The sequence below is a fragment of the Pseudonocardia sp. OZ21 genome (assembly GCF_059359135.1).
In genome coordinates, this window is the sequence record NZ_JCADBN010000050.1 from 1 (window position 1) to 732 (window position 732).

1 pseudogene is annotated in these 732 nt (G+C 69.3%); it reads left to right on the top strand.

The annotated features are described in order from the left end of the window. Positions 1-50: 50 nt before the first annotated feature. Positions 51-732, top strand: a pseudogene (locus AC5L35_RS37335) (IS3 family transposase); the annotation flags it as partial.

Genomic DNA, 732 nt, shown 5'->3' on the forward strand with positions numbered 1-732 from the left:
TGAAGCGCCCCGGGGTGTCGGGAGGCTCGATCTTGTGAGGAGATGGAGTCATGACACGCCGGTCCCAGCACTACCCACCGGAGCTGCGTGAGCGGGCGGTGCGGATGGTCGCCGAGGTGACACCGAACTACGACTCGCAGTGGGCCGCGATCGGTGCAGTGGCGCAGAAGCTCGGTGTCGGTACCGCGGAGACCGTGCGCAAGTGGGTTCGTCAGGCCGAGACCGACGCTGGTCAGCGCCCGGGCACCACCAGCGAGGAGTCGGCCGAGTTGAAGCGGCTCAAGCGGGAGAACGCTGAGCTGCGCCGGGCCAACGAAATCCTGAAGGCCGCGTCGGCTTTCTTTGCGGCCGAGCTCGACCGGCCCTCGACACGCTCGTGAAGTTCATCGCTGGCCACGCCGATCATCAGGCGGGCGGGCTGCGGTGGGGAGTCGAGCCGATCTGCGCCGTGTTGTCCGAGCACGGCTGCCCGATCGCCCCATCGACCTACTACGCCGCCCGCGCACGCACGCCGTCTGCCCGGAAACGACGCGACGAGTTGCTGAAGGTCGAGATCACCCGGGTCCACGGCGACAACTACAGCGTCTACGGCGCCCGCAAAACCTGGCTGGCACTCAACCGGGAAGGCATCCCGGTCGCCCGCTGCACCGTCGAGCGGCTGATGGGCGAGCTCGGCCTGGTCGGTGCCAGGCGCGGTCGCCGAGTCCGCACCACCGCCGCGGACACCGCTGC